This is a genomic window from Paenibacillus radicis (ex Gao et al. 2016) (genome assembly GCF_014641555.1).
Classification (GTDB): domain Bacteria; phylum Bacillota; class Bacilli; order Paenibacillales; family Paenibacillaceae; genus Pristimantibacillus; species Pristimantibacillus radicis.
The window spans coordinates 303,493-327,745 of the sequence record NZ_BMHY01000001.1 but is presented as its reverse complement, the minus strand read 5'-3'; the positions used below and the strand labels follow the sequence as shown (position 1 = coordinate 327,745).

The following is a 24,253-nucleotide window of genomic DNA, read 5'->3' as shown; positions in this document are numbered from 1 at the left end:
GCAAAGGAGAGGGCAGCGCCCAGCTCTCCGCCCTCTCCTTTGCCTGTTCTCCCTATTGATTCGCAAGCTTCGCTTTATTGTCTGCGTACTGTTTCGTATATTCGCTCTCCAGCTTCGCAAGGCCGATATTGTCGGCAACGCCCATCATTTCGCTATAGATGGAGTCGAACTCCGTCTCTGACTTGGCGAATACAAGCTTCGTCAAATAATCGGCACGCAGCGTGTTGATTTTAGCTTCAATAACGCCCAGTTCACTTGTACTGTCGATCGTGAAATTAAATTCAGGGAAAAATTTCATTTTCGGAGACATCAGCTTATCGTAAGCTAATTTGTCCGGGTCCTGCGGATTCCAGAAAACGGTGTTCGATACAGCCCAGTTTGCTACCAGCATAATCGGCTCGCCTAATCCCGCCTGCTTCCAAGACCCGCTCCAATCCTTGCTCAATTCATCGTTAAAGCCTGTTGTAAAGCTTGGTTTGCCTTCAGGGAAATAGTTGTTCGGAACCGATTTGTCATAGTAGAAATGAGGTCCGCTTTCCAGGCTTTTAAAGTCATCCTTGCCGGTCCCTTGTACACCGAAGAAGAAGTCGGCCTGGCCTTCTTTGGATGCCGCATATTCCAGCAATTTAATGGTACGCTCCGGATTTTTATTGCTCTTCGGAATGACAAGCGCCATCCAGCCCTTCGGAATCGTTGGATACATATAGGTGGAGAATGGCGTCAGCATTTCAAAGCTTGTGTTCGGATTATCCTTTGGCGGCGTATTGTTTTTGGCAGCCGAGTTTTGAGCCGATACGATAACCGAGCCCGCTGCCACTTTCTGCGCAGTCACCTCGCCGGTGTTGACGAACGACTCCTTCGTGAGCAGCCCTTTGCTCGCCATGGCATTCGCGAATTTAACCATTTCCTTATACTGCGGGTTATGAAGCTTATGCTGAACTTTGTCACCGTTTACATAATAGTCCTCAATTCCGAATTGCGGCAAAAACCAGCCCAAGTCTTTCGAATGCTGTCCTTTATCACCCAAATACGGAATTTTGTCAGGATGGTTTTTAGCCATTTGCTGAAGCGCATCCAGAAATTTATCCGGGGTCGAGGTATCCGGCCGGCCGATTTCATCGTAATAATCCTTCCGGACTACGAATTGAGGCAGCCATACCGGCGCCAGACCGCCGTTGGCTTTCGCTTCCTCCAAATACTTTTTCGTCTGATAGCCCGAAATCAGTTTATAGGTTTTGCCGTCTTTCTCCTTAAAGCTGGTGAGCAGTTCTTCACCGTATTGCTCGTCCAATATTTTACGAAGGTTAGGCGCATATTGGTCGATCAACTCATCCATAGAATATAAATAATTGCCGTCGATCAATTGCTTCAGCATTTTATTTTCCTTATCAACCACCATTAGATCCGGCAGGCTGTTGCTGGCGATCATTAATGAAATATCTTTGCCGTCGCCGTCATCCTGAACCGGCTTCTTTACGTTAAAGCTGATTCCAGTCTTCGTTGTAATCCGTTTCGCTCCCGCTCCGGTCCAATCGCTGTACCACGACCGGTCGGAATAAAGATCGAGCGTAATCGCGCCTTCGCCGCTTTCTGCATTTGTCCCGGGCGATGCACTTGGATTGGCGTTACCGTTATTTTTGTTTGCACACCCGGCCAGCATGGCGACCAGCAGGCTGGCGATTAATAACGCCGACATTGATTTTCTCATAGTAAAACTACCTCCCCTATGTTTTTATATCCAAAAGGTCTGTAAACGATAGACCTTATGATACCCTAATTAAGCTTTGATAGCCCCTACCATCATGCCCTGAACGAAGTACTTTTGAATGAAAGGGTACACGATCGTAATCGGCAATACGGTGACGATTAGCGTCGCGTACTTAATAGCTAGCAAAGTCGACAACGGATCGGTCCGCATATTAGGCGGCAGGTTCTGCATGTTCTCGATGATAGCCGTGTCGGATAACATCCGAACGATAATCGTCGGCAGCGTCCATAGCTGCTGGTTGGATACAAAGTAGGCGGAGCTGAACCAGTCATTCCAATGATTGACTGCGACAAACAAAGCAACGGTAGCAAGAACCGGTTTCGACAACGGCAATATGATTCGCATAAAAGTATAAAAATCACCAGCGCCGTCTACTTTCGCCGACTCCTCCAGCTCTTTCGGCATTTGCCGGAAAAAGGCCATGAACAACAAAGCGTTGAAAATATTAAACAAAGACGGAATGATATACACCCAGAAGGAATTGAGCAGATGCACCTTTTGCAGCAGCAAATAAGTCGGAATCAAACCGCCGCTCACGTACATCGTAACCAGCCCGACCAAGGAGTACACCTTTCTGAACAGCAAACGCTCCTTAGACAGCGCATAAGCCCCGATTGCTGTGAACAATACGCCCGTGACCGTACCAAGAAAAGTACGAGCGACCGTTACAAGAAAGGAATTCAACAGCTGATCGTCTAGAAAAATAACACTGTAGTTGGACAAGGTGAACTGCCTCGGGAACAAATAGAGCTGGCCGCTCGCCGCGTCCACCGGATCATTCAATGAGTAGATCAGCAAATAATAAAGCGGGTAAAAAGTCGCCACGAAAGCGATGAAACCAACGATTATTACGGTAACGTTCACGATCTTGTCTTCTCGCGTCAATTTAATAGGTGAACGCATCGCAGACACTCCCATCAGTAAAATTAAAACAAGCGATTGCCGGATACTTTGCCAGAGAACCAGTTCGCGAACAATACGAGCAGCAGCGACATCACAGCTTGGAATAAGCTGACTGCGGTTGCATAGGAATAGCGGGTAAGCTCCAGTCCCATTTGCAAGGAATAATACTCAATGACGTAGGACGATTCTTTGTTAAATGAATTGCCGAGCAGTATGGAATGATCCAGGTTGCCGGTGAACAAGGTGCCGATTTTCAAAATGAACAATATCGCGAACAAAGGAATCAGATTCGGCAGCGTAATGTGAATGATCCGTTTGATTCGTCCAGCCCCGTCCATCATCGCAGCCTCATAAAGGTCTGGGTTGATGCCGGCTACGGCAGCCAGGAAGATGATCGCTCCCCATCCCGTCTCCTTCCATATGCTCACAAGCAAGGATAACGGCCGGAACAGATCCGGGTCGGTCCAAAACTCGATCGGATGCTGAATCAATTGCAGCGTCAGCAGCGATTGATTCACTACTCCCTGGGAATCGAGTAAAATAATCCACATGGAAGCGACCATCGCAAAGGAAATAAAATGCGGCAAATAGCTCGTCGTTTGCAGTATTTTTCTAAATCGTACAAAGGGAATTTCATTGATCAGCAGTGCGAACAGCAAAGGCGCAGGGAATACGACCAGCAAATAAAACAAGCTTAGAATGACCGTATTTTTCATCGCCATATAGAAAGTCGGGTCCGAGAACATCTCTTGAAAATTGCTCAGCCCGACAAACTCGCTCCCCGTAAATCCGGAAATGATCTTAAAATCCTGAAAAGCGATAATGTTGCCCGCCAGCGGAATATAGGCGAATATGAGCAAAAAAAGCATGCAGGGCAAAATCATCATTTGCAACGTTAGTTGTGATTTGAATATTTTCCAGGTTCGATTGCTCTTAGGTTTCAATGATGCATCCAGTTGCTTCATGGCGTTCCCCTCCTGTAAACAAGGATACCAGCGGGGAGAATGGCTGCCTATGAGACAACTCTAAGCTTTACTGTTATAAATCTAAGGGATCAGTCTGCCTCCTAATAAATCTCCTATAAAACGAAAAGACCCCTGCATCCAGCATGGGTCTCTCCTGCAAATTCGGAATGCCTGCCGCCAAGTCAGACACTCCTCTTATTCTGTTCAGGCTTATACGGTCCGCCGGTCAGCCATCAAGCTCCGTTGTATCTTCTGGCAATATAGGGTGCCACAACACGATTGTCGTGCCCTTGTTCAACTCGCTTTCAATTTCCAAGCCATAAGCCTCTCCGAAGTAATGCCTTAATCGTTCATGTACATTGATCAGACCAAGCCCGCCTTCACGGTCATTCTTCGTTGCTGCAGCAGGATCAAGCAGCGTTTGTCTCATCTCCTCCGGAATGCCCGGTCCGTTGTCGGTAATCCGAAAGCAAATGCCGTTCTCCTCCAGCCCTCCTTGAATTAAGATCATGCCGGCATCGCCTTTGTCCGCAATGCCATGCCGGATCGCATTTTCCACTAGCGGTTGAAGCACCAGACGCATGAACGGCAGCTGCAAAATCTCCTCTTCAATCCTATAGGTGATCCGAACCAGACTCGACTGCCTCACCTTCTCGATATTTACATAAGCTTTCAACAGTTCCAGCTCTTTGCGCACATTCGTAATTTCCTTGCCCCCGTTCAAGCTGAGACGGAATAAGGAGCCGAGCGAACTGACAATCTCGCTAATCTCATCGATATGATGTGCTTCGGCTTTCCAACGGATCGTATCCAGCGTGTTATACAGAAAATGAGGATTAATCTGATAGGCTAGCACTTGGAACTCCAGCTGTTTCTTTCTTTTCTCCGACTCTTTCGTCTCTTTAAGCAGCTTGTTGATTTCACCGATCATATTGTGCATGCCGCGATACAGCCAGCCGACCTCATCGCTTCTCTCCACCAGATTTGTACGGGACAAGCTGTCTTCTTTAAAGTTGTTGCGCGCCAGCACCTTCATCTGCCGGACCAGTGATGAGATTGGACTTGTATATTTCACTGTCAGATACCCGGCAAGAAAAATAGACAGCAGGAAGTAAAAAACCAAGAACGCTAGCGTCAATTTATTCAAGACCGCAACGGGATTGTTCAAATCCTTAAGCGGCACGATGCTGACCAGCCTAAGCTCGCCACCCATTACAGCGGATGCGCTAATAAGTGAGCTTTTGCCCTCATAGTTCATCGTCTTCGACACCTGTGAAGCAAGCAGTTCAGGCTTCAAGCTGTCCTCGATTTCCCCATACTTGTCGTCTGTACTGTAGATGATCTCATTGTTTTTGTTCACCAGCATCAGCTTCTGATTGTCCAATTGCTTGACGGGGTAGATGAATTCCGCAAGAATAGAAGGCCGGATTTCCATCACGACGATGCCTAGCGGCTGGAAGGTTTTTAAGCTGTGAAGCCGTTTTACGCTGCCTAACGTCGATTGAACGAACAGGCTGGAATGCTCCTCCGCCCCGAATACGTTCCAGAAAGACCGGCCGTTAGCCACGATTTCTTCGAACCAAGGCACCTGATTCATATCAACGACGTCATAGGCCGACTTCATGTAGACCGGATGCTCGGCCGGATTGAGCGGGAACAAACGGATTTTAAACAGCTTATTGGCATAATTCAACGTGTCGGTATACGAAATCAGCTTATTCGCATAATCGATTTCGTCGATCCCATCGTTCAGCTCATCATTGAATAACGTCTGCAGTTCATCCGACGCCATAATTTTATCCTGCTCATTCCTCACGTAATAAAAGAAGTTGTCCAGGTTTTTGCCGGTTTGCACGACCGAATCCAGATTGCTGTTATGAATCGTCTTCTCGGACTTGGACAACGCAATATAACCGACCAGCGCAAAGGGAACGGCGATCAGAATAAAAAACACGAACATAAACCGGTATCGCATCGACATCGGATAACGGAGCCAGCGTTTAATCATTCCCGTCGATCCCCTTTAAGTTGCGATATTCATTGGGGGTATAGCCGAACTTCTTTTTGAACAGCTTGGAAAAGTACACGGTATCCCGATAGCCTACGTCGCTGCTGATCTGGTAGATTTTCAGAGAAACATCCTGAAGCAGCTCTTTGGCCTTCTCCATCCGCAGATGGGTCACGTAATCGAGAAATGTCATGCCGACGTTCTTTTTGAACAATGTGCTTAGCCATTCGGGCGATAAATAGACATAATCAGCAACCATCTGGACTGTAATCGGCTCCGAAAAGTGCTCCTGTATATATTGCTCAGCCTTTTGCAATATTTGGTTGCGCGGACTCCCCTGCAGCTCGGCATTCACTTTCAGCAAGTAGTCGAGCACCAGCAGATGGAGTGCTTCTACCGTATCGAAGGATTCGATCTTCTCCCAGACCAGAAGAGGCTTTTTTCGCCATTCCTCATTTTTCCACCCTAGTCTTCTGGCATCATCAAACACTTCAAGCAGCCATTCGAATACGAGATGATGCACGTCCCGCAGCAGACTGACACCCCGCTCTCGAACCATGACGGGAAACAGCGACATTGCCTCCCGGACATCATGCTCCTCCCCATGCTTCAACAAATCTGCCAGCGCCTTCGTCTCCATCAGCAGATCGACGTCCCGGAAAGCATTCAACGCTTCCAGTTCAAGCTCATTAGCCGCCTCTGCATCCCCGTATATTTTGGTCTGGGTCAACCGGTCCAGCGCGTCTTTATATAAATCCGGGAGCATTTCCATAGTTCCCTCTGGCGTCATAACGATCGTTGCCGTTACTTTCACATACTTCTTTATTCGGGAAGCAATCATCGATTTGAAGGTATGAATCCAGTTGGCAAATGCCGCCGATGAGCCTTGAGGAACGCTAAACAAAACGACCCATTTGTCTTCGGACATCGTACGAAAACGTACATAACGACCGGCCTGCTCCGCTTGTTCCAGCAGCGAATGCTCCAGCACATTGCCCACCGCAAACATAATCCGGTTCTGCTCCGTCGATGAGTAGCCCTGATGAACGTATGATTTTAAATTATCCGCCTCAAGGAGCATCAGCATTAGCTTATCGGAGCCTACCCAGCTGATGTCATATTGATCCAGCAAATGATGAATGGACGGTGCGGCGCTGCCCCGTCCTGCTTGCTCAACCATCTCCTGCAGCATGCTTTCCCGCAGCTTAGGCATCGCATCCTCCATGATGCTCAGACTGTTTTGCTGCTTTTCCTCCTTCTCCAGCAGAAATAGCGCTTTCATAACCACCTGGCCTAACTCCGCCATGTTAACCGGCTTTAGCAGAAAATCGACAACCCCATAGCTCATCGCCTTGCGCGCATATTGAAAATCGTCGTAGCCGCTAATAATAATGACTTTCCCGTCAAAAGCCAGCTCCTCGTACAGCTTCTGAATCAATTCCAGACCCGACATATGCTTCATCCGAATATCTGTTATGACGAGCCGGATGCCAGGCCATTGTCTCACGATCTCCAGAGCCGTATGTCCGTCATCGGCCTCATAAAGAGGACCTATATTTAGTTCACGCCACATCGGATGACTGCACAATCCTTTGCGGATTTCCTTCTCATCCTCCACGATAAGCACTTTTCCCAGATCGTTCACCTCTCTCGCTGCTCACTCGTCTATTGCTATGATGATTAAAATATCAGCCCTTATTCATTAAGTCAAACGGCTTATTGTGTTACTCTATTATTCGCAGCCGCCTGACGGGCAAAGAAAAAAGAGCTCTGAGGGCGATTCATGCCATCAGAGCTCTCGATTTTCACTCAAGGTGCAGAGCACCAGAAATCTTCATCAGCTAAGGTTAAAATGTGATCCGGTACAGCTTCGATTCCCTGCCGGCCAGCGACAGCTTCAGCTTGCCCGAATCATCCTGAACCGCTTTATCGGTCCACATATCGGAAATCTTGTAGTTTCCGCTAATTCCTGCGCGGGCAAGGTCTACCGTCTTCTCCGCCCCGTCCTTGCTGAAGTTGAATACGGCCAGATAGAACGTACCGTCATCCTCCAGCACATACGTATCCGATGCCGCTGCTCCCGTGTTGCCCTCTACCGTCCGGAAAGCTTTTCCTTTCACGGCGAGCTCATTAACCCGCGGATTCGTCAACAGCTGCTTCATCAGCTTCTGGGATTCCGGTTTATTCACGTCATCGGAGCTAAAGTATACAGTGCCGGATATGGCTGCAGCATTAACCCGCGTCTGCGAGCCTTCGAACGTCTCGCCCTTTTCCAGCGTCATATAATCAGGATCGGTATACGGATAAATTGTGCCATTCTGCCACCAGCCATAGGTTAAGCTGTTCAACTGATACTCCGTCGTCCCGATCGAGCCGTCGATATCGCAGGATATACGCCGGCTGTGCGCGTATTGGCTAGGGAATATCGGAGCAATCGAAGCACTGATAAACATCGTGCCGTCCAACTGCTCCAGCAGGTACGCCATACCCTCGTTGTAAGCCTGTATTCCCGTTTGCGCATTTTTGTTATAGTGCTCGCCTTCCAGTGTCGCATGCGTCAAGAAATCCAGCTTGAGGAATTCAAAGCCGTCCGCCTTGAACTTTGCAATATCATGATCGATCTTCATCTTCGTTCCTGGATGCGTCGGATCAAGAGCAATCCCCATTTGATAAGGAACGATCTTGCCTTCGCTGTCCTTGAGGGCAATATCGCCATACGTATATTTGCCATTCGTTCCTTCTACCTCTTGCAGGAAGTTTTTGCCCCAATAGACGAACGGAGTATGATAAGAGCCTGCCTTCTGACCGTTCTTATGAATCGTCGAGACAACGTCCTTAATCTGCTCATGCGTAAGGTTATCCCAGAAAGAATCCATGTTAATGTAAATATTTCCTTCATTGTTAAATGAAGAATTTTGAATATGCTTATGGAAGAAATTCGATACATCGATCATTTTGTCATACGACAGATGCTCCGCATAAGCTCCCCAGCTATTCCAGCCTACCGGAACGCCCTTCGGAATGTTTGACCCAAAGCTAAGCGGAGGGCTGACTGCCGCATTGGCCTGGCCATATGCTTCAAGCCCATCCCGATAATCGCTGTAAAATCCAACGAATACTTGCGGAGACCGCAGCTTCGTTCCCGTAATTTTGCCATGCTCCAGCTTGTCATAGGTGACGCTTTCGGAGGTGAAGCCCCCGTATACTTGCACTTGATTCAACCGGTCATTTGAACCGCTCCAGTGAATGCCCGTCTTCCAGGTATCATGAGAGACCGAGCCCATAATAAGTCCGTTTCGGCTTGCATTATCAAAAACAGCCGTCACTTCCGAGCTAATATTACGTTCCGTATTCAAGCTTGTATTGATCGTTTTGGAGGCAAAACGGGCAAACGCATCATTATCGAACGGAACGATAAGCACCCGGTTATCCTCGTATTGCCCAATGTCGATTCCGCCCTCCGTATCCAGTACGACAGGCGCCATATAGTTGCTGCTGAGCGGATCATTGCCGCTGCTGCTGACTTCTTCCTCGGTTACAAAATAATCGAGTTTTTCATAGATGTAATAATGCTGATCGAAGGACGGCAGACCTTCCTTTTCATTGCGGATCGAAAGCTTGATCCCTTTGCCGTGACCATCCTCTACAGGGATGATCCCGTCTAGCAACAACTCATGCGAGGTGTACTCATAGCTGTTCAGCTTCTTGTCATCCTGCTTAAAGCTGCTATGAACCCCTTTGGCAATGATCCGGCCATTCCATGAATAAGAGGCCAGACCCGTTGAAGTATTATACAGAATTTGATAGACGCCGTTATCGATCGTTAGACCGTTCGTGTGCTGCGCTACCTGAATGGACCCATACTCCGATGAAGAAACCTGTTCGCCGATATTACCCGAGTCGCCCCAGGCTGTCCTCGGATTCTGTCCTTCCGTGACGCTAGGCGCCTTCTTAATGACAATCCGGTCCAAATTGGGCGAATACCAGTCTCCATCCGAGAATAGAAGAACGTTGCTGCCTGCATTCAGCTTTACGGCTACATCATACGTTCCTACCGATTCCCAATCGTCCTTGGCGACAGCCGGCAAATCATATTTCTCCGACTCGCCGCCGTTTACGCCTACATAAAAGGAGCGCGGGTCACCGGAAATATAATGGATGGTGACGACATAGTCTCCCGCTTCGGGAACCTCAACCGCATTGAATTGCACTGACCCGCCCTCGAACAGGCCGCCGACCTGCTTCCCTCCCGAGCAAGGGGCACAGTCGGCTATGTTCGTATGAGGACCTTTCAACGTATTGCCAGGGTCATGCGCCTCGTAAGTATAGACAACTTCAGCAATTTCCGGCATGGGTGAACTCTCCTCCTCTGCGCTCTCATTCTGAGAAACCGGGATTTCTTCTTTCGTTTGCCCAGGGGCAGCTATCCGATACATAACGAATGAAATGCCGATGACGACAATAAGAGCAGCGATGAATCGTGTCCACTTTTGTCTATTCAACCACATCACCTTTCCCTTCCTGTAAACTCTCGTTTACGTCATTTAGCAAATGGACGGATTGTTAGCCGACAAGACCGCTGCGCTCCATGCTTTCAACGAAATGCCGTTGTACAAACAGATACATGACGATGAGCGGAGAAATCGCCATCAGTACCGCTGTGTTCTGAATCATGGACAGATATAACGGATCCGGCTTGAATGATCCGCCTGGCGGCGTAAGGAAGAACAAAATTTGCGCGGCCGCAGTAGACATCATGGACGACATCACTTTAGCATCATTCAAAATCAATCCTGTGAAGTAGGAATCATTCCACTGCCATACGAACGAGAATAGCATGACCGTTACGACAGCTGGCATAGCGTTGGGCAGGATGATTTTAGTAAAGGTGCCGAAAGTGCCGGAGCCGTCTACTAATGCAGCCTCCTCCATCTCCTTCGGAATGCCTCTGAAAAACTGTCTGAAAATGTAGACGAACAATCCGGTTTTCAATCCCATCCCAAGCGCGGACGAAATTAAAAACGGCCAATACGTATTGATCAAATTGATAGGCTGCGTTGTAAAAAGAGAGACAATGCCCAGCACATCAAAGTTTTTGTATTGCAGATATGTCGGAATCATGATGGTCTGCGGCGGTACCAAAATGGTGAAAATAACGCAGCCGAACAGCAGGCCGCTGCCGCGGAATTTAATTCGTGAAAATCCGTATCCCGCCAGCACGCAGCAAAGCGTCTGGAGGAACATGACCGTTCCCGACAGCAGAGCGGTATTCAGCATTATTTTCGGAAAATGCAAGGCATCGCTAACGAGCTTGAAGTTATCCAGCGTAAAGTGCTTTGGAATCCAGACGACCGTAGCATCGTATAAATCGATCGGATCTTTGAATGCGATGACAACTTTGATTAGAATCGGATACAAAATAATAAAGGAAATGCCGCTGATGAGAACCGTCCGAATAAATACCCATAACCATGATTTCAGCTTGGTTGCCCAAAAGCTTCCTTTGGACATCCGTTCCCAAAGGTAATCTACAAAACCGCGCTTCGCGCCTTCCGTACCAGTCTTCATGCTATCCCTCCTTGTCGATTAATCGTAGTAGAATACTTTTTTGGAAATAAGCATCGCAACAACCCACAGGAAGATTGAAATGGCTGCAAAGTATATCCAGGCCATTGAGGCGCTGAGGCCAAATTGGAATGACTTGAAAGCCGTCTCCTGGATTTGTTTCGTCGTCTGACTGCCAAGCAAATTATCGATAATGGAATAAATGACATTCGTCAAAATTAGCGGACTGATCATCGGAAAGGTAATTTTCCAGAACGATTCATAAGCCGTTGCCCCTTCAATCTTGGAGGCTTCGTACAAGGAGCCCGAGATCGATTGCAAACCTGCTACAAATATGAGAATCTGTACGCCTGAAGAAGTCACAATTTGATAGATGCGTTCGACCGCACCAACCAGGTATTGAACGATATGATGATTGACTCCCGAACTGTAAAGCAGCTTTGCCAGCTCCAAGCTTTGGAACATTGCGGATTCTCCGCTCGCTTGCTGGCTTGCGCTTTTGATGACACCCTGCATGTAATCACCGTTCTCAATGGAGGCGATTACACCGGAAGCCAGAATAACAGGGAGAAAAAAGATCGCTCGTGATAGAGCTCTGCCTTTAAACTTCTGGTTGAGCAGCACTGCTGCAAACAAACTGAAAATGACGATCAACGGTACATTAATGACCATGTTAAGCATGGATTCCGTCAACGTTCGTACGTAATGTTCATCTACAAACAAGGCGTTCCGATAATTGGCCCAGCCCACAGACTGGATCGAGAAGCCGGTTTCGTTCAGCTCCAGTTTGCTGAAGCTGTAACGCAAAGAATTGATAAGCGGAGTGAAAAAGAGAAGCAGAAATCCTGCAAACCAAGGGAGAATGAACCAAACCCCTTTATATTTTTGCTTCTGATGCAGCGTTAGTCCCAGTTTGGGCAGCTTCAATTGCGCTCCCCTCCAATCCGGTATCCCATCGATTCAACGGCTTCGCTCTTCACCTTAACCGCATAGTCATTGTAATTGACGACCACAGTTGTTCCATCCTCATAGGTAGTTTGATAGACGCCCTTCTCCAGCTCTTCATGACCCACGATAAACTGGGTCCGAGCTTGTTGAAGTGCAGTGTTAACCTCGTTATAGGCGGCTGTTGCCTCGCTAATCCAATCCTTGTAATGTGCCGAATAGAAGTAGTCGAAGCTCGTCTCCTTCACAGACGATGATTTGGCATAAAACCATGTAAAGTACAAGTTCGAGCCTGTCTCCAGCGACTTTAGAACATGGTAGCGCATCGTTTGATCATCGGACATGTTGATTGCGGAACCGGCATAATCGATAAGCCCATGCAGAGCCATCTCATAGAACGGTACGCCGCCATCGGCAATATTGTAGCCGCTGTCGGACAGCGGGGCATCGACAATGCTATCCACGTACGGAAGCGAGTAGGCATTGCCTCCTGAAACCATCAGCTTGGAGGATTCCTTCAAGCTGGCTAACTGCTCCTGCACCGTACGCTTCGTTTCTTCCCGCGTAATGACATGCTTTGTATTGAAGTCGGAATTTAATTCACTTCCCAAGTCTCGTAAAGATAAAGCAGAAGCTTTCAATTTGTTGTATTTGCCCGTAAACTTGTCAACGACCCCAGGCAATTTAGAGGGTGACAATGCAAAAGCAGGATCGTTAGAGTAGGTATCCTTGTAGTAACCGGCACGGTCATAAGGATAAATGCTCGCTATCGTCCCGATTATCGTACGAGACGCATCTTTCTTTGGCTTGAAACCGCCGGATTTCTGGTTCACTCTCATGAAGCTGGCATCCGGGTACAACTCAACGCCATTGCTCTCCGAATACGCAAGCAGCTTCGCAAATCCTTTTTGCCCGCCCAGCTTCTTGTCGACTGAAACCGAGGAAGGCATCGAATGGGCAACGCCTCCGTTAAACCATCCCGTGTACCGCAGCTTGATATTATCGACGCCGCTGCCTTTCAGCTCATCCATAATTTCTTGTGCTTGACTGAAAGTAGTCAACGGTTGATAGGAAGTGTAAGGTACGCCCAGAAAAAACTTTTTCTTCGGCACGCCGCCAATCAATTCCACGAAGAAAGGCGTCTGCTCCTTTTGCTCCAACCTCTCAAGACTGTACTTATCCATCAAATAATTACGGTAATACGTTGCCATTCCTGCATAACTCGCTTCTTGACCTTTCAGGAAGCCATAACGGATCGTTACGTCTCCTTGGTACGATTTCACCTGGAATTTAGGTACGGTATTCGACGTCCAGTTGCCGGACAACGTCAACGGCTCGAATGAATTGATTTCATAGCTGCTGTGCACATAGTTGTACGAGTGCGTTCTGCCGCTAACATCCGCCTCCACTCGGCCGATGCCATCCCCATCTTCGATAATGGCAACAAAAGCAGCGTCGTCTTTCTTCATCCCGAATACCGGCAAACGGGTCGCCGAGCCCCCTAGCGGCTTAAATTGATTGATACGGGTGGAGTCAATCCCGTACAGCGCTTCATTGTAAGGCGAAGCATCCAGCTTGCCGTTGTTCAATCGGATGAGCGCACCCGAACCGTCTGGCACAAACATATACCCTTGCTGCCCGATTCCGGCAGCACCGAAGTAAGGAAGCACCGACAGCTGCTGCAAATAAAATCCGCTCGACTCAATATTCTCCGTCGATACTTGGACAACGAACTGTTCCCCATCCAAGCGATAGGTTACGGGAAGGACAAATATCGCCTGACTTGCGGATTGTCCGTCCGCATAAGCCTCCCGGTCGATGTTCATCTCTGTCTCGTCATAACCAGCCTCAGCAAGCAGCTTCAGTGCTTTGGTCAAAGCCAGACCGTTTAGCGCCGCGTCCCGCCGCTCATAGACCTTCTTATCCGCATTATGCTTGAACCGCTTTAATAGTTCAGTTTGATCCTTTTCCTGAAGCTTATCGAGGATGAGTGTCTGAAAGCGCTCCTCGCTAATAAGAGGAGGAATTTGCTCGACACCACGTACTTTCTCGCCTACGGTATACGTAATTTTAATGCCGTCATTCAGCTTCTCGTAGTCATATTGCTGATATTTCACACTCTGATTGAAGTTGTTGAATTGTTGCGGTTTGCCCGAACTGTCGGAAAAGGAGAGCAGCAGCTGGCTTGAAAGCATGGATTTATTAAAGGCGGATGCTTGATCATCCTGCTCGCGGTCTTGAGGATTGGAATACCAGACCGATCCGTCGCGCTTGTTTTTGACGGCAATTTCTGTCGTCTCCCGATTGTAATACAAAGCCAAAAACTCATTCTGTGCGGCTAATTCCATATTGGCAAGCTCTGCAGTCTGCGACGATACACTTGCCGATTCGACTACAGCTTGCGTCGTTGTTTCAGTTGCCGTCGTCTCAGCTGCCGCTGCTTCGCCTGACGCTGTTGCTTCTGCTGCTGGCTCGGCCGATACGCTGTTCACGCTGCTTGCCGCAGCAAGCATACTGCATACAATGGCTGCCATCATCGTTGTTTTCCATTTGCTGTTCACCCGTATAGCTACCTCCCTTCCTACAAGCGTAATGAAATCTCTGTATAAATCGCGAACACGAAGCCCAGCATCTCTTGCAGCAGGCTAAAAAACAGCAAGCCCAAAAATATGATGATTCCCATAACCACCAGCGTTAACAGCATCGTTACGATGGTCTTCATAACGGAATATTGATGGACGGTCATCGTCCCGATAAACAACAGCCATATGAACCAAAGCGTAGCTATCGATTCGATTAAATAATAGAAGGAAGATTCCCGCAGCGTAATGATGTTGCTGAGGAACGTATTGCCAAAGCGCATGAGTACAAGCGGAAGCAAAGCATAGCCTGTAGCCATCACGATTTCTTTAAACTTTCCTTCCCCGTCCATCAGCGTCGTTAACGACCAATTGGACACACACCATAGAAAAAAGGGAAGTACAATATATTGAAGCTCGCTGATGCTGTTCAAATCATAAGGATAGTTAAAGTTGACGACAAAGCCGGAATATTGACGCAATATAATCGTTGCGATCGTCAACAGCAGCAGGATGGACAATGAAATCCGAAGCTTTCCCTTATTCTCATATTTCAAATCCCAGAAGCCTTGGAACGGGTGAAGCAGCACATAAAACGGAAATTTCGCGATCTCAGATAACATTGGCCTTCACCTTTCCTGTTGATCGTCTTTTGATTATATTCCAGCTCCAAAGCGCAGCGATGAGGACGAACACGACCGTCATGCCCGCTCCGAAATATTTCCTGGTCATTTCTTTACGGTATTTCCCGAATGCCTTGGAATAGTAAACCCGGTCATAGCCAAGCTTAAGATTCTCCATAGCCAGCTTGTTGTCCCCTTGCCTCAGCATCGCTTTGCCGATCCCGACATATGCGATCTCGTTGTTGGCATCGAGGCGAAGCAATTCCCGCCATTTGCTCTCCGCTCCGTTGTAATCACCGGAGACAAGCAAGGCATTGGCGTCGTTGATCAAGGTGCCGTAACGGGTTGGACTGAACACATTAATCCGGTTCAAGCCTTGATCCAGTACAAAAAACTGACTGCCTCTGCTCTCAACGGCTACCGGTGTTTTGAACGTTCCCTCCTGCGTGCCGATCCGGCCAAAGACATACATCAAATTGCCGTCCTCGTTGTAGGTAAATACGCGGCCCTTCCGGGAATCCAGCGCACTGTATACGCCGTTTGCTCCCACTTGCACATCAATTAAGATCGAGCTTGCATTGGGATTGCTGGAATACACATCCCCTCGAGGGAAAAAGTAGCCTTCGCGGCGCAGCACATCCACGCCAGTCGAATTCAGCCTCTTAATCGGATCTGCGGAATTGACTTCGGCAGTTGTCGTATAAATGAAGCCTTCCTGATCGAGATCCAGGTTGTTGAATTCAAGCGGGACGAATTGCGCCAGCTTGCTTTTTTGCGCCTTGGTCGACAGCTTCTTCCAGAAGTAATCCCATACATCGAATTTGACCCGGTTTGTACCCATAAAGCCGGTAAACACGCCGTCGGAATCAAACTCGATAATGCCGTCAAAGACACCTCTGCCGATAACATAGATGCGGCCGGCATTGTCCACGCCTACTTTTTTCGGAAAATATTCAAAACCGTCGCGGATGACCTCCGATTTCGGAGCTCCGATTTCCCTGACAAATTCGCCTTCATTCGTTAGCTCGACGACTCTGCTGTTGTCGGTGTCAGCTACAAAGATCTGGCCCTTTTTCGTTACGAATAAACCTTGAGGGTTAGCGAACTGATCCTGCTTGCCCCCGTTTTGAAATCCGCGGATTTCCCTTACAACCTTCCACTGTTCGTCGAAAACGACGATTCGTCCGTTGCCTGCATCCAGTACATAAAGTTGACCATCATCATCTACATATAAGTCCGTCGGCTCCTTGAACTTTCCAATTCCTTGTTCGACGCCGTTTATAACCGTTTCTGGCAAATAAGCATTCGGTGTCGTTGACGTCGTTCCCCAATACGAATAGGAATACCCCTCGTAGGGCGCCGCCGCTTGCAGCGGCGATGCGAACAATTGGAAGGCTGCGAGCAGCAGAGCCGCACTAGTCATTAACTTGATGAGCTTCATCATGTCCCCCCGCCCTATTCCTTAATTCCGGAAGATGCCATCGTCTGGATGATTTGGCTCTGGGTAATAATAAACATCACAACCGGAACAATCATCAGCAGCAAAGCTACTGCCGCCGCTACACCTGCACGGGCTATACCGCCCTGTATGATTTGTCCCATCGCAAAGTGCATCGTTTTTAACTCCTCGCTATAAATGAAGCTTCCTCCATCGCTGGCCCAGAGCATTTGAAACAGCAGAATAATGAGCGTGAACCATGCCGGTTTGACGAGCGGCATGACGATCGACCAGAAAACGCGGTACTCGTTGGCCCCGTCAATCTTTGCCGATTCAAGCAAAGCTGTCGGGATCTGCTCAATAAACTGCTTCATTAAGTACAACCCCAGCGGAAAGGCAAATGCCGGAACGATAATGGCCCAATACGTATCGATCCATCCGAGCCAAGACATCGTCATATAGTTCGGAATCGCCGTAACTTGCGGCGAGAACATCAAAGACAGCACAACGATCGAGAAGAGCACCTTGGAGCCGCGGAACTTATATTTCGCAAGAGGATAGGCGGCAGCCGAGGCCAGAAGAACATGGCCTATCGTCCCGACAAGCGTTATAAACACCGTGTTGAAAATATACCTGGAGAACGGAACCCATGATTTCGCCATCAGATGAAACAAGTCCGGAAAGTTGTTGAGCGTCGGATTACGCACAAAAATTTTGGGCGGAAACAGGAACAGCTCATCTAAAGGCTTAAAGGCATTATTGATCGCATAAATCAATGGGATGATCATAAAGGCTCCAAACAAACCAAGCAGAAGAAACAACAGAAAATCCACTTGCCAGGAACGGTTGATTCTTTTTTGACCGCCAAATCGGAGTGAAATTCTCACTGTGTCTAGTCACCCACCTTCCTGAGAAGCTTCTGAATAATCAAGTTCGAGCCGAGCATGATCATGAACAATACCGTTGCAATCGCAGATGCGTAGCCCATCTCAAACCGGATCGTACCGTAGTCGATAAGATGCGTAACGACGGTATGCGCCGAGTACTGGACGCTGGGGAAGCCGGCTAGGTTCATGGCGACATCCGCTACGGCGAATGACGCCGTTATCTGTATGACCGCCCCGAACATAAGCTGCGGCCGCATGGAGGGCAAGGTAATATACCATAGCTCCTGCCAGCGATTGCGAATGCCATCCACCGCTCCCGCTTCAAACAGCGTTCTGTCAACGGTCTGCAAGCCGGCGATAAAGGCCAGGAAGCTCGTTCCGAGACTCAGCCATAGCTGCACGATAATGATGATCATGAGCGTGTACTTCGGATTTTGGAACCATAAAATCGGTTCGCTTATAAAGCCGGTTTTCATCAAAAAGCCGTTCACAATGCCATAAGCATCGCCGGAGAACATGATTTGCCAAATGAAATAGATGTTCCCGGATATAGAAGGCGCATAAAATACGAGTGTCATAATGGCCCGCGCCTTCGGCCGCAGCTCGTTAATGAGCCAAGCAAACAAGAAACAGGCTATATAACTGATCGGACCGGTAATAATGGCGAAAATAAACGTGTTTTTCAATGCGATTATGAAAATATCATCGTCCAGAAACAATCGCATATAGTTGCTCCAGCCGGCCCAACGCGGAAACTCCAGCATATTGAAGTAGGTCAGGCTGATTAGAATCGATAACGCTACCGGTACAACCGTAAACAGGAAAAACAGGATCATATACGGACCGATCAACACATAGAGATGCTTATCGCGCTTTAAATCCGTCACAATGCGACTGAATAGATTCGGCTGCTTGGCTGTCTGCTGTGATCGTCCCTTCACTTTTGCGGGCAATGCATCTGTTTGCTGCAATCCGGTCACCTCTAACTCTGCTTCAAATTAAATTCTTTTTGTTTGAAATCGATCTCGCGATTAATTTCTTCCACGTAGTCATACAAAGCGTCTCGAGGGTTCGTGCCATTGTTAATGACTTCCCGGAAGGCGTTATCCAGATTTCGTCCGGTGTAGTAACCGCCAGGAACTTCAGGAATCCCCTTTACCCACTCCCATTGCTTTTCCAGACTTTGATAGTCTTTGGTCGGCCAAGGCAATTCCTTCAGCGCCTCAATGTTGGCAGTCGGATAACGAGCCGCAGCTCCCATCAGACCTTCCATCTCGCGGCCGAAGCGAACTTGCGTATCTTTGCTCGTCCACCATTTCATAAATTCCCATGCGGCATCCTTATCCTTCGCTTGATCCATCATGATGACCGCAGAACCGCCGCTCGACACATCCCGGCGAATGCTGCCGTCTTCCTGCTGAATCCCCGGTACCGCAACGAAATCCCACAGTCCTCTAATTTCCGGAGCCGAAACCGACAACGTGTTGTAGAACGTGTAATCGGTAATTGCCATCGGAATTTCACCGGTTCTGAAACGGGTTGTCAGATCGAATTGGAGCGGCAGCTTGTAATTCATATACAAATCCGTCCATCTTTTAAAAGCTTGCATAGAGGCTTCTGAGTCCAGATTGCTGTTGCCGTCTTTTTCATAAAAGGTACCGTCCTGCTGGTAAAGCATCATCGCGAACGCTTTGCTAGGCTCCAGTGTGGAGACGCCTGACGTTTCCGCAATCGGCAAGGCGAAGTCCATGTAATGCTTCTTCAGCACCGGAATGACTTCGTAGATGTCCTCCAGCGTTTGCGGAACATCAAGCTTAAGCTCCTCTAGAATGTCCTTGCGGTAGAACAGCATCGGAAAGACTTGCTGCTCCGGAAGACCAAATACAGCGTCTTTGTACTTGTAAGGAGTAAGTGCACTGTCGCGGAACCGGTCCGCCACTTGCTCGAAATCACTAAATTGCGTCAAATCATATATCGCTGTACGCATGCCGTAGTTGACCGGAATGTCATTCGATATTTGCATCGCAACGTCCGGTCCTTGGCCGGACAGCGTTGCAGGCATCAGCACGTTAGCACTAACCAATTTAAGATTGACGCTAATTCCTGTCTGCTGCGTAAAGCTGTCGTCAGACATCGCTTTCAGCACTTGCGCTTGGTCGCGGCCCGTACCAATCCAGACCGTTACCGACCGTTCGCTTTCGCTTGAATTGCCAATGCTGTTGTAGTCAATGAAGAATGAGCTGAGCAATGTGCTGATCTCATGCTTCATTTTTTTGGCAAACGAAGCTTTCGCTTTCGGCATGCGCTGTTCAGGAGAAGCGATGACGAGATAATCGATTTCAAGCGGCTGTTCTTTCACCTGCAGTATCCAGGTACCTAGGCCGCCGACGTTGATTTTGAATGATTCCAAACGGGTTTGAAGCGATTCCGGATTGGCCGCCAAATCCTTCAATTGATAAGCCAGCTTCGTCAATATCGCGATCTGATCGCTTTTCTCGCCGGTAATTTCAACTAACTGATCGGAAATTTTGTACAGAATGTCGCTCTGCTTGTTGAACACCTCTACCATTTCCGGAACCTTTTTCTCGAGATTATAATCACGGAACGGGTCGGGAACCCCACCTGTAATCATCAATATTTTGCGGTAGATCGCATTCAATTCCAGTATGCTGGATTGCACTTCCCGGATAAGCGGAGCAATCGACCCCAGACTTACCTCTAGCTGCAAGTCATGTGTCCCCTTAGTTAGATAAAACAGATAAGGCTCTTCCCCGTTGCCAATCGTATTCATCTGCCATTCACTCGAATAATAGAAAGGAATTTCACGCATTTCCTGAAACGGAATGTGATCGTCAATCCTTAACGTTCTGGTTGAGTAAACACCTCTTAACAGTTCTTGCCTTCCCTTGATCGCAATTTTGTAAAGTCCATCTTCGGGAACGTCAATCTTCCATGTGATCGTGTCGCCTGGCATCCGCCAATTATGTCCGCCTATCGTATTAATGCGGACTTCCGAGACGGATTGCGGCTCCGTATTAGGATTGGAGCGGTCGGTTATCGGGTATAACGTCGGCGATGATTTGAATTGCGCGCTCTCGCCCTGAACCTTAATCGTCTGTCCGCTTGTTTCTTTAAGACCTTGTTGCTCGTATTGCTTCTTGATCTCCTCGTAGGTTGGAGGCTCCTCGATCTGTCCGATCTCAATCGCATCAATAATGACCGGCTCTTTCAAAGAAACGAGCGTGATCGTATGCTTGCCTGCAGAAAAATAAAATGAATAAGGCTTCTCATAATAGCCTTCAAAATCACGGAACGGTTTCTCCTGCCAGCCGAACGTTTCTACCTGCCGGGGGCGGATATCATTGCCTCGATTATCTTGTTCCATCGCTTTCTCATCCGTCCAGATACGCGGGAACAGAAAGCTTCTCGCACCAGAAAACGGGACTTCGCCATCGATCATCAGCATTCTTTCGATCGAAGAAGCTTTGCCGTCAACTGTGAAATAGCGCAGAGACAAATTGTACAGCCCATCTTCTGGAATGGTGACATCCCATCCGATTGAGCCGGAGTCGCCCGTCTCTACAAAATTACCTTGCCGGTCTCCCGCGTCGTTCACTTTCTTCGGCTCCATGCCTTCCGCAAAAGTATAGGAACCGCCTTGCACAACGATATTCCGGTCCGGCCTTGCAGCATTCTGATGCGTTTGCAAATAGCTGTCATAGCTGTTCGCTTGAAAGACATTGCCATCTGCACGCTCCGCTTTCACGCTCTCTTCCGCACTTGCCAAATGCGGCCCCGCCGATGGAATGACCCATGTGCACAAAAGCAACAATGCAACCGCAACGCGCAACACTTTAGGCATATTCACAAACATCCCCTGCCCTGCTGAAAAATTATGAGGTACCCGTCTTGCGAAGTACCTGTACCTGTATATGAGGAAAATAAATCCCCACCCGTACGAAATGGCAGGGATTTCATTCCATTACTATCGCTTTAAGCTATTCCGTACCCTTCAGCACCTTGTCCACACTTGCCTGCATAACCGGCATCAGCTTGGCAACTCCAGAAGCAGGAGTCAGCTTGGAATCGGAAATGTCACGAACGAGATCCCACATCGCATCATCGATGTTCAATCCGCCGTAACGAGCGAATTTAATAATCTTGAGCGTATTCAAAGCATTTTCTACAGAAGCCTCGTCGGTAAACCAGGATTCCGCAGTTGTGCGGTTGTTCTCATCGATATGCTCGAAATCTTGCAGGTCCTCCCAAATTTTGTAGACGACCTTAGGATCCTTAACACCGCGTGGAATGACGTTGATGTGCATTTGCGGCTGCCCCATAATGAAGCCGTCCGCTTTTGGCCCTTTAGGGAATGGAACGAATGCATATTCATCTACCATTTCTTTTTGGAAACGGCCAACTTCCCAAAGACCTGCCGGGTACATCGCGACTTTGCCTTCTCTGAAGTAGCGGACCGGATCTTCCCATGAGTTTCCTTCGTCGCGCTTCACGATTTTATAGTCGTTGTACAGCTTGTTCATCATTTCAAGGCCTTCCATTGCATTCGGCGAATCGAGAGCGATCTTCTCGGTACCCTCGTCGTAAATTACACCGCCATTGGAATAAATCAAGTAAGAGCCGAGTGTCATTTGCGACCCCGTGAGACCCCATTGATCAATTTTTCCATTGCCGCTTTTGCTGACAGTCAGCTTTTTCGCCACATCAACGAACGTATCCCAGTCCCATTTTCCTTGCTCTTGTAATTCAGTAGGCGTTGGCAAACCCGCATCCTGGAAAATCCGTTTGTTGTAGAACAATCCAGTGTTGTCGTACAGAGCAACCGAATTCAGAAAACCATAGGTTTTGCCCGTGCCATAGCTTCCCGATTCAATAATGAGATCAGAGAGCTTGCTTTCTTCCTTCACGTTCATAAAGTCATCCAGCGCTGTGTAATATCCGCCCTTGAGCAGGCTCAATACGAATACGTGCGGTACCAGGACGACATCGGCGAATGGCTCGCCTGCCATTACCGTAGAGGAAAACTTCTCTGCTGTTTCCCACATGTCCTGAGCGACGTATTTAATTTTTACGTTATATTTTTTTTCCACTTCGGCCTGCAGCGCCAGCGCCTTCTCGCCCTCTGGCGTATCAGGGTTTGGCGTACCGTCCCACCAAGCGGAAAATCTGATTTCTCTGCCGCCAAGATCATACTTCTCTTCTTCCACTACAGGCTCTTTCTCTTCCTCTTGGTTCTTGTTTCCTTCAGCTTCCTGGTTGGATGAATCGGAAGGTTTAGCCGGCGGCGGCGTATTGCCACCACTGCATGCAGACAGCACAAATAACAGTACGATTACCAAAGATAGAATTGAAAGCGTTTTCATTTTTGTCATCTTATAATACCCCTCTCGTTATTTTATTCTCTTGAGAACGCTACCATTTGAAGATGAAAAACTTTTTTGCCTGCTTAATCAGGCATCACCTCCTCTTATACACTCAGATATTGTTAGTTACGACCCGCAGCTGCTGCGCACAATCAGCTTTGCCGGCAGTGTTACTTGCAATGGAATCTCTCTTCCGTTCATTTGCTCCAGCAGCAGCTTCACCGCTGTTCGGCCCATCATTTCCGCCTGAATACGAATGGTAGTCAGAGGAGGACTCATAAACTCGGATATTTCAATATCATCGAAGCCTACGACAGCAACATCCTCGGGAACGCGAATTCCTGCTTCCTTAAGCGCATGAATAGCTCCTATAGCAAGATGATCGCTGGCGATAAAAAAAGCTGTTGGCAGATTTCCTTTATCAATCGCTTCCTTCATTAAGCGGTTGCCTTCCGGTGTTCCCCAGCCCCCGATAAAAATATGTTCGGGATCCAGCAGCCCCTTTTCCGCCATAATCCGCTCGAAATAATATTCGCGCTGATCCTTGCCATATGTACGAAAACCGCCGATGTATCCGATCCGGGTATGACCAAGCGAGATCAAATGATTGATCGCCAGCATCGTTACTCTTTCGAAATCGATGACGACTGAGTCAAAGCTTTCGACATCGGGAGACGAGTCGATAAAGACGACATTTTTAACCTGACTCTCATGCTGCACCGTAAAGTCAAACGACCGGTCAATAAAAATGACTCCGTCTACATCGTCAAAGTTCAATTCCGGATTTGTAAACAATGACATTCTCAGGATATTGGTAGAGTTAATGCCCTGCGCAACGCATTCCTTCTCGATTCCCTGACGGATAGCGAGAAAGTAATGGTCCATCTCCTCCTGATGCTCCGTCAAAAACATGACAGTTCCGATCTTGATGTTTGATAAATCTGAGTTTTCTTTTCCTTTGCGGTTTCTCGGCGTCTTATAATTCAACTCCTCCGCAATGGCTAAGATACGTTCCCTGGTTTCTTTGGAGACGGAAAGCGTGTTGTCTTTGTTGAGTACCCGGGAGACGGTCACACTGGAAACTTTTGCCAAATTAGCAATATCACGAATTGTAGCCATCTTCGATTTCACCCTGTCTAGTTTATATATTCAGTTATATTTTATGTTTTTCTTTCAGTGAAATACAAGGTG

The 24,253-nt window shown here is 48.1% G+C and carries 16 protein-coding genes; all 16 read right to left on the bottom strand.

Features of this window, described 5'->3' with window-relative positions; genetic code table 11:
* Nucleotides 1-52 precede the first annotated feature (52 nt).
* Nucleotides 53-1,708, bottom strand: coding sequence for an extracellular solute-binding protein (locus IEX98_RS01365; RefSeq protein WP_188887144.1), 1,656 nt, complete (start codon nt 1,706-1,708; stop codon nt 53-55).
* Nucleotides 1,709-1,777: 69 nt separating this feature from the next.
* Nucleotides 1,778-2,671 (bottom strand): carbohydrate ABC transporter permease, encoded by an 894-nt coding sequence (locus tag IEX98_RS01360; protein WP_188887143.1) that lies wholly within the window; start codon nt 2,669-2,671, stop codon nt 1,778-1,780.
* A 23-nt stretch (nt 2,672-2,694) separates the two neighbouring features.
* Entirely contained in the window at nt 2,695-3,636 is a 942-nt protein-coding gene (locus tag IEX98_RS01355; RefSeq protein WP_188887142.1) for an ABC transporter permease, read from the bottom strand.
* 226 nt (nt 3,637-3,862) lie between these two features.
* Nucleotides 3,863-5,644, bottom strand: a complete 1,782-nt coding sequence (locus tag IEX98_RS01350) for a sensor histidine kinase (protein WP_188887141.1) — start codon at nt 5,642-5,644, stop codon at nt 3,863-3,865.
* On the bottom strand, nt 5,637-7,289 hold the full coding sequence (locus IEX98_RS01345; RefSeq protein ID WP_188887140.1) for a helix-turn-helix domain-containing protein: 1,653 nt from the start codon (nt 7,287-7,289) through the stop codon (nt 5,637-5,639). The genes IEX98_RS01350 and IEX98_RS01345 overlap by 8 nt, the downstream gene beginning before the upstream one ends.
* A gap of 202 nt (nt 7,290-7,491) precedes the next feature.
* Nucleotides 7,492-10,152: a carbohydrate-binding protein gene (locus IEX98_RS01340; RefSeq protein WP_188887139.1), complete on the bottom strand. Its 2,661-nt coding sequence runs from the start codon at nt 10,150-10,152 to the stop codon at nt 7,492-7,494.
* A 55-nt stretch (nt 10,153-10,207) separates the two neighbouring features.
* Nucleotides 10,208-11,212 (bottom strand): carbohydrate ABC transporter permease, encoded by a 1,005-nt coding sequence (locus IEX98_RS01335; protein WP_308421731.1) that lies wholly within the window; start codon nt 11,210-11,212, stop codon nt 10,208-10,210.
* 18 nt (nt 11,213-11,230) lie between these two features.
* Nucleotides 11,231-12,136 carry a carbohydrate ABC transporter permease gene (locus tag IEX98_RS01330; RefSeq protein WP_308421730.1) on the bottom strand — a complete coding sequence of 302 codons (906 nt, stop codon included), beginning with the start codon at nt 12,134-12,136 and terminating at the stop codon, nt 11,231-11,233.
* Nucleotides 12,133-14,715: a DUF5696 domain-containing protein gene (locus tag IEX98_RS01325; protein ID WP_188887138.1), complete on the bottom strand. Its 2,583-nt coding sequence runs from the start codon at nt 14,713-14,715 to the stop codon at nt 12,133-12,135. The genes IEX98_RS01330 and IEX98_RS01325 overlap by 4 nt, the downstream gene beginning before the upstream one ends.
* Before the next feature lie 20 nt (nt 14,716-14,735).
* On the bottom strand, nt 14,736-15,356 hold the full coding sequence (locus IEX98_RS01320) for a Yip1 family protein (RefSeq protein WP_188887137.1): 621 nt from the start codon (nt 15,354-15,356) through the stop codon (nt 14,736-14,738).
* Nucleotides 15,346-16,800: an SMP-30/gluconolactonase/LRE family protein gene (locus IEX98_RS01315; RefSeq protein ID WP_188887136.1), complete on the bottom strand. Its 1,455-nt coding sequence runs from the start codon at nt 16,798-16,800 to the stop codon at nt 15,346-15,348. Before IEX98_RS01315 ends, IEX98_RS01320 begins: the two co-directional genes overlap by 11 nt.
* 11 nt (nt 16,801-16,811) lie before the next feature.
* Nucleotides 16,812-17,681, bottom strand: a complete 870-nt coding sequence (locus tag IEX98_RS01310; RefSeq protein WP_229691930.1) for a carbohydrate ABC transporter permease — start codon at nt 17,679-17,681, stop codon at nt 16,812-16,814.
* A 5-nt stretch (nt 17,682-17,686) separates the two neighbouring features.
* Nucleotides 17,687-18,571, bottom strand: coding sequence for a carbohydrate ABC transporter permease (locus IEX98_RS01305; RefSeq protein WP_229691983.1), 885 nt, complete (start codon nt 18,569-18,571; stop codon nt 17,687-17,689).
* Between the two features lie 92 nt (nt 18,572-18,663).
* Entirely contained in the window at nt 18,664-21,543 is a 2,880-nt protein-coding gene (locus IEX98_RS01300; RefSeq protein WP_229691929.1) for an extracellular solute-binding protein, read from the bottom strand.
* A gap of 136 nt (nt 21,544-21,679) precedes the next feature.
* Nucleotides 21,680-23,071, bottom strand: a complete 1,392-nt coding sequence (locus IEX98_RS01295; RefSeq protein WP_188887134.1) for an ABC transporter substrate-binding protein — start codon at nt 23,069-23,071, stop codon at nt 21,680-21,682.
* 117 nt (nt 23,072-23,188) lie between these two features.
* Nucleotides 23,189-24,181 (bottom strand): LacI family DNA-binding transcriptional regulator, encoded by a 993-nt coding sequence (locus IEX98_RS01290; RefSeq protein WP_188887133.1) that lies wholly within the window; start codon nt 24,179-24,181, stop codon nt 23,189-23,191.
* Nucleotides 24,182-24,253 lie beyond the last annotated feature (72 nt).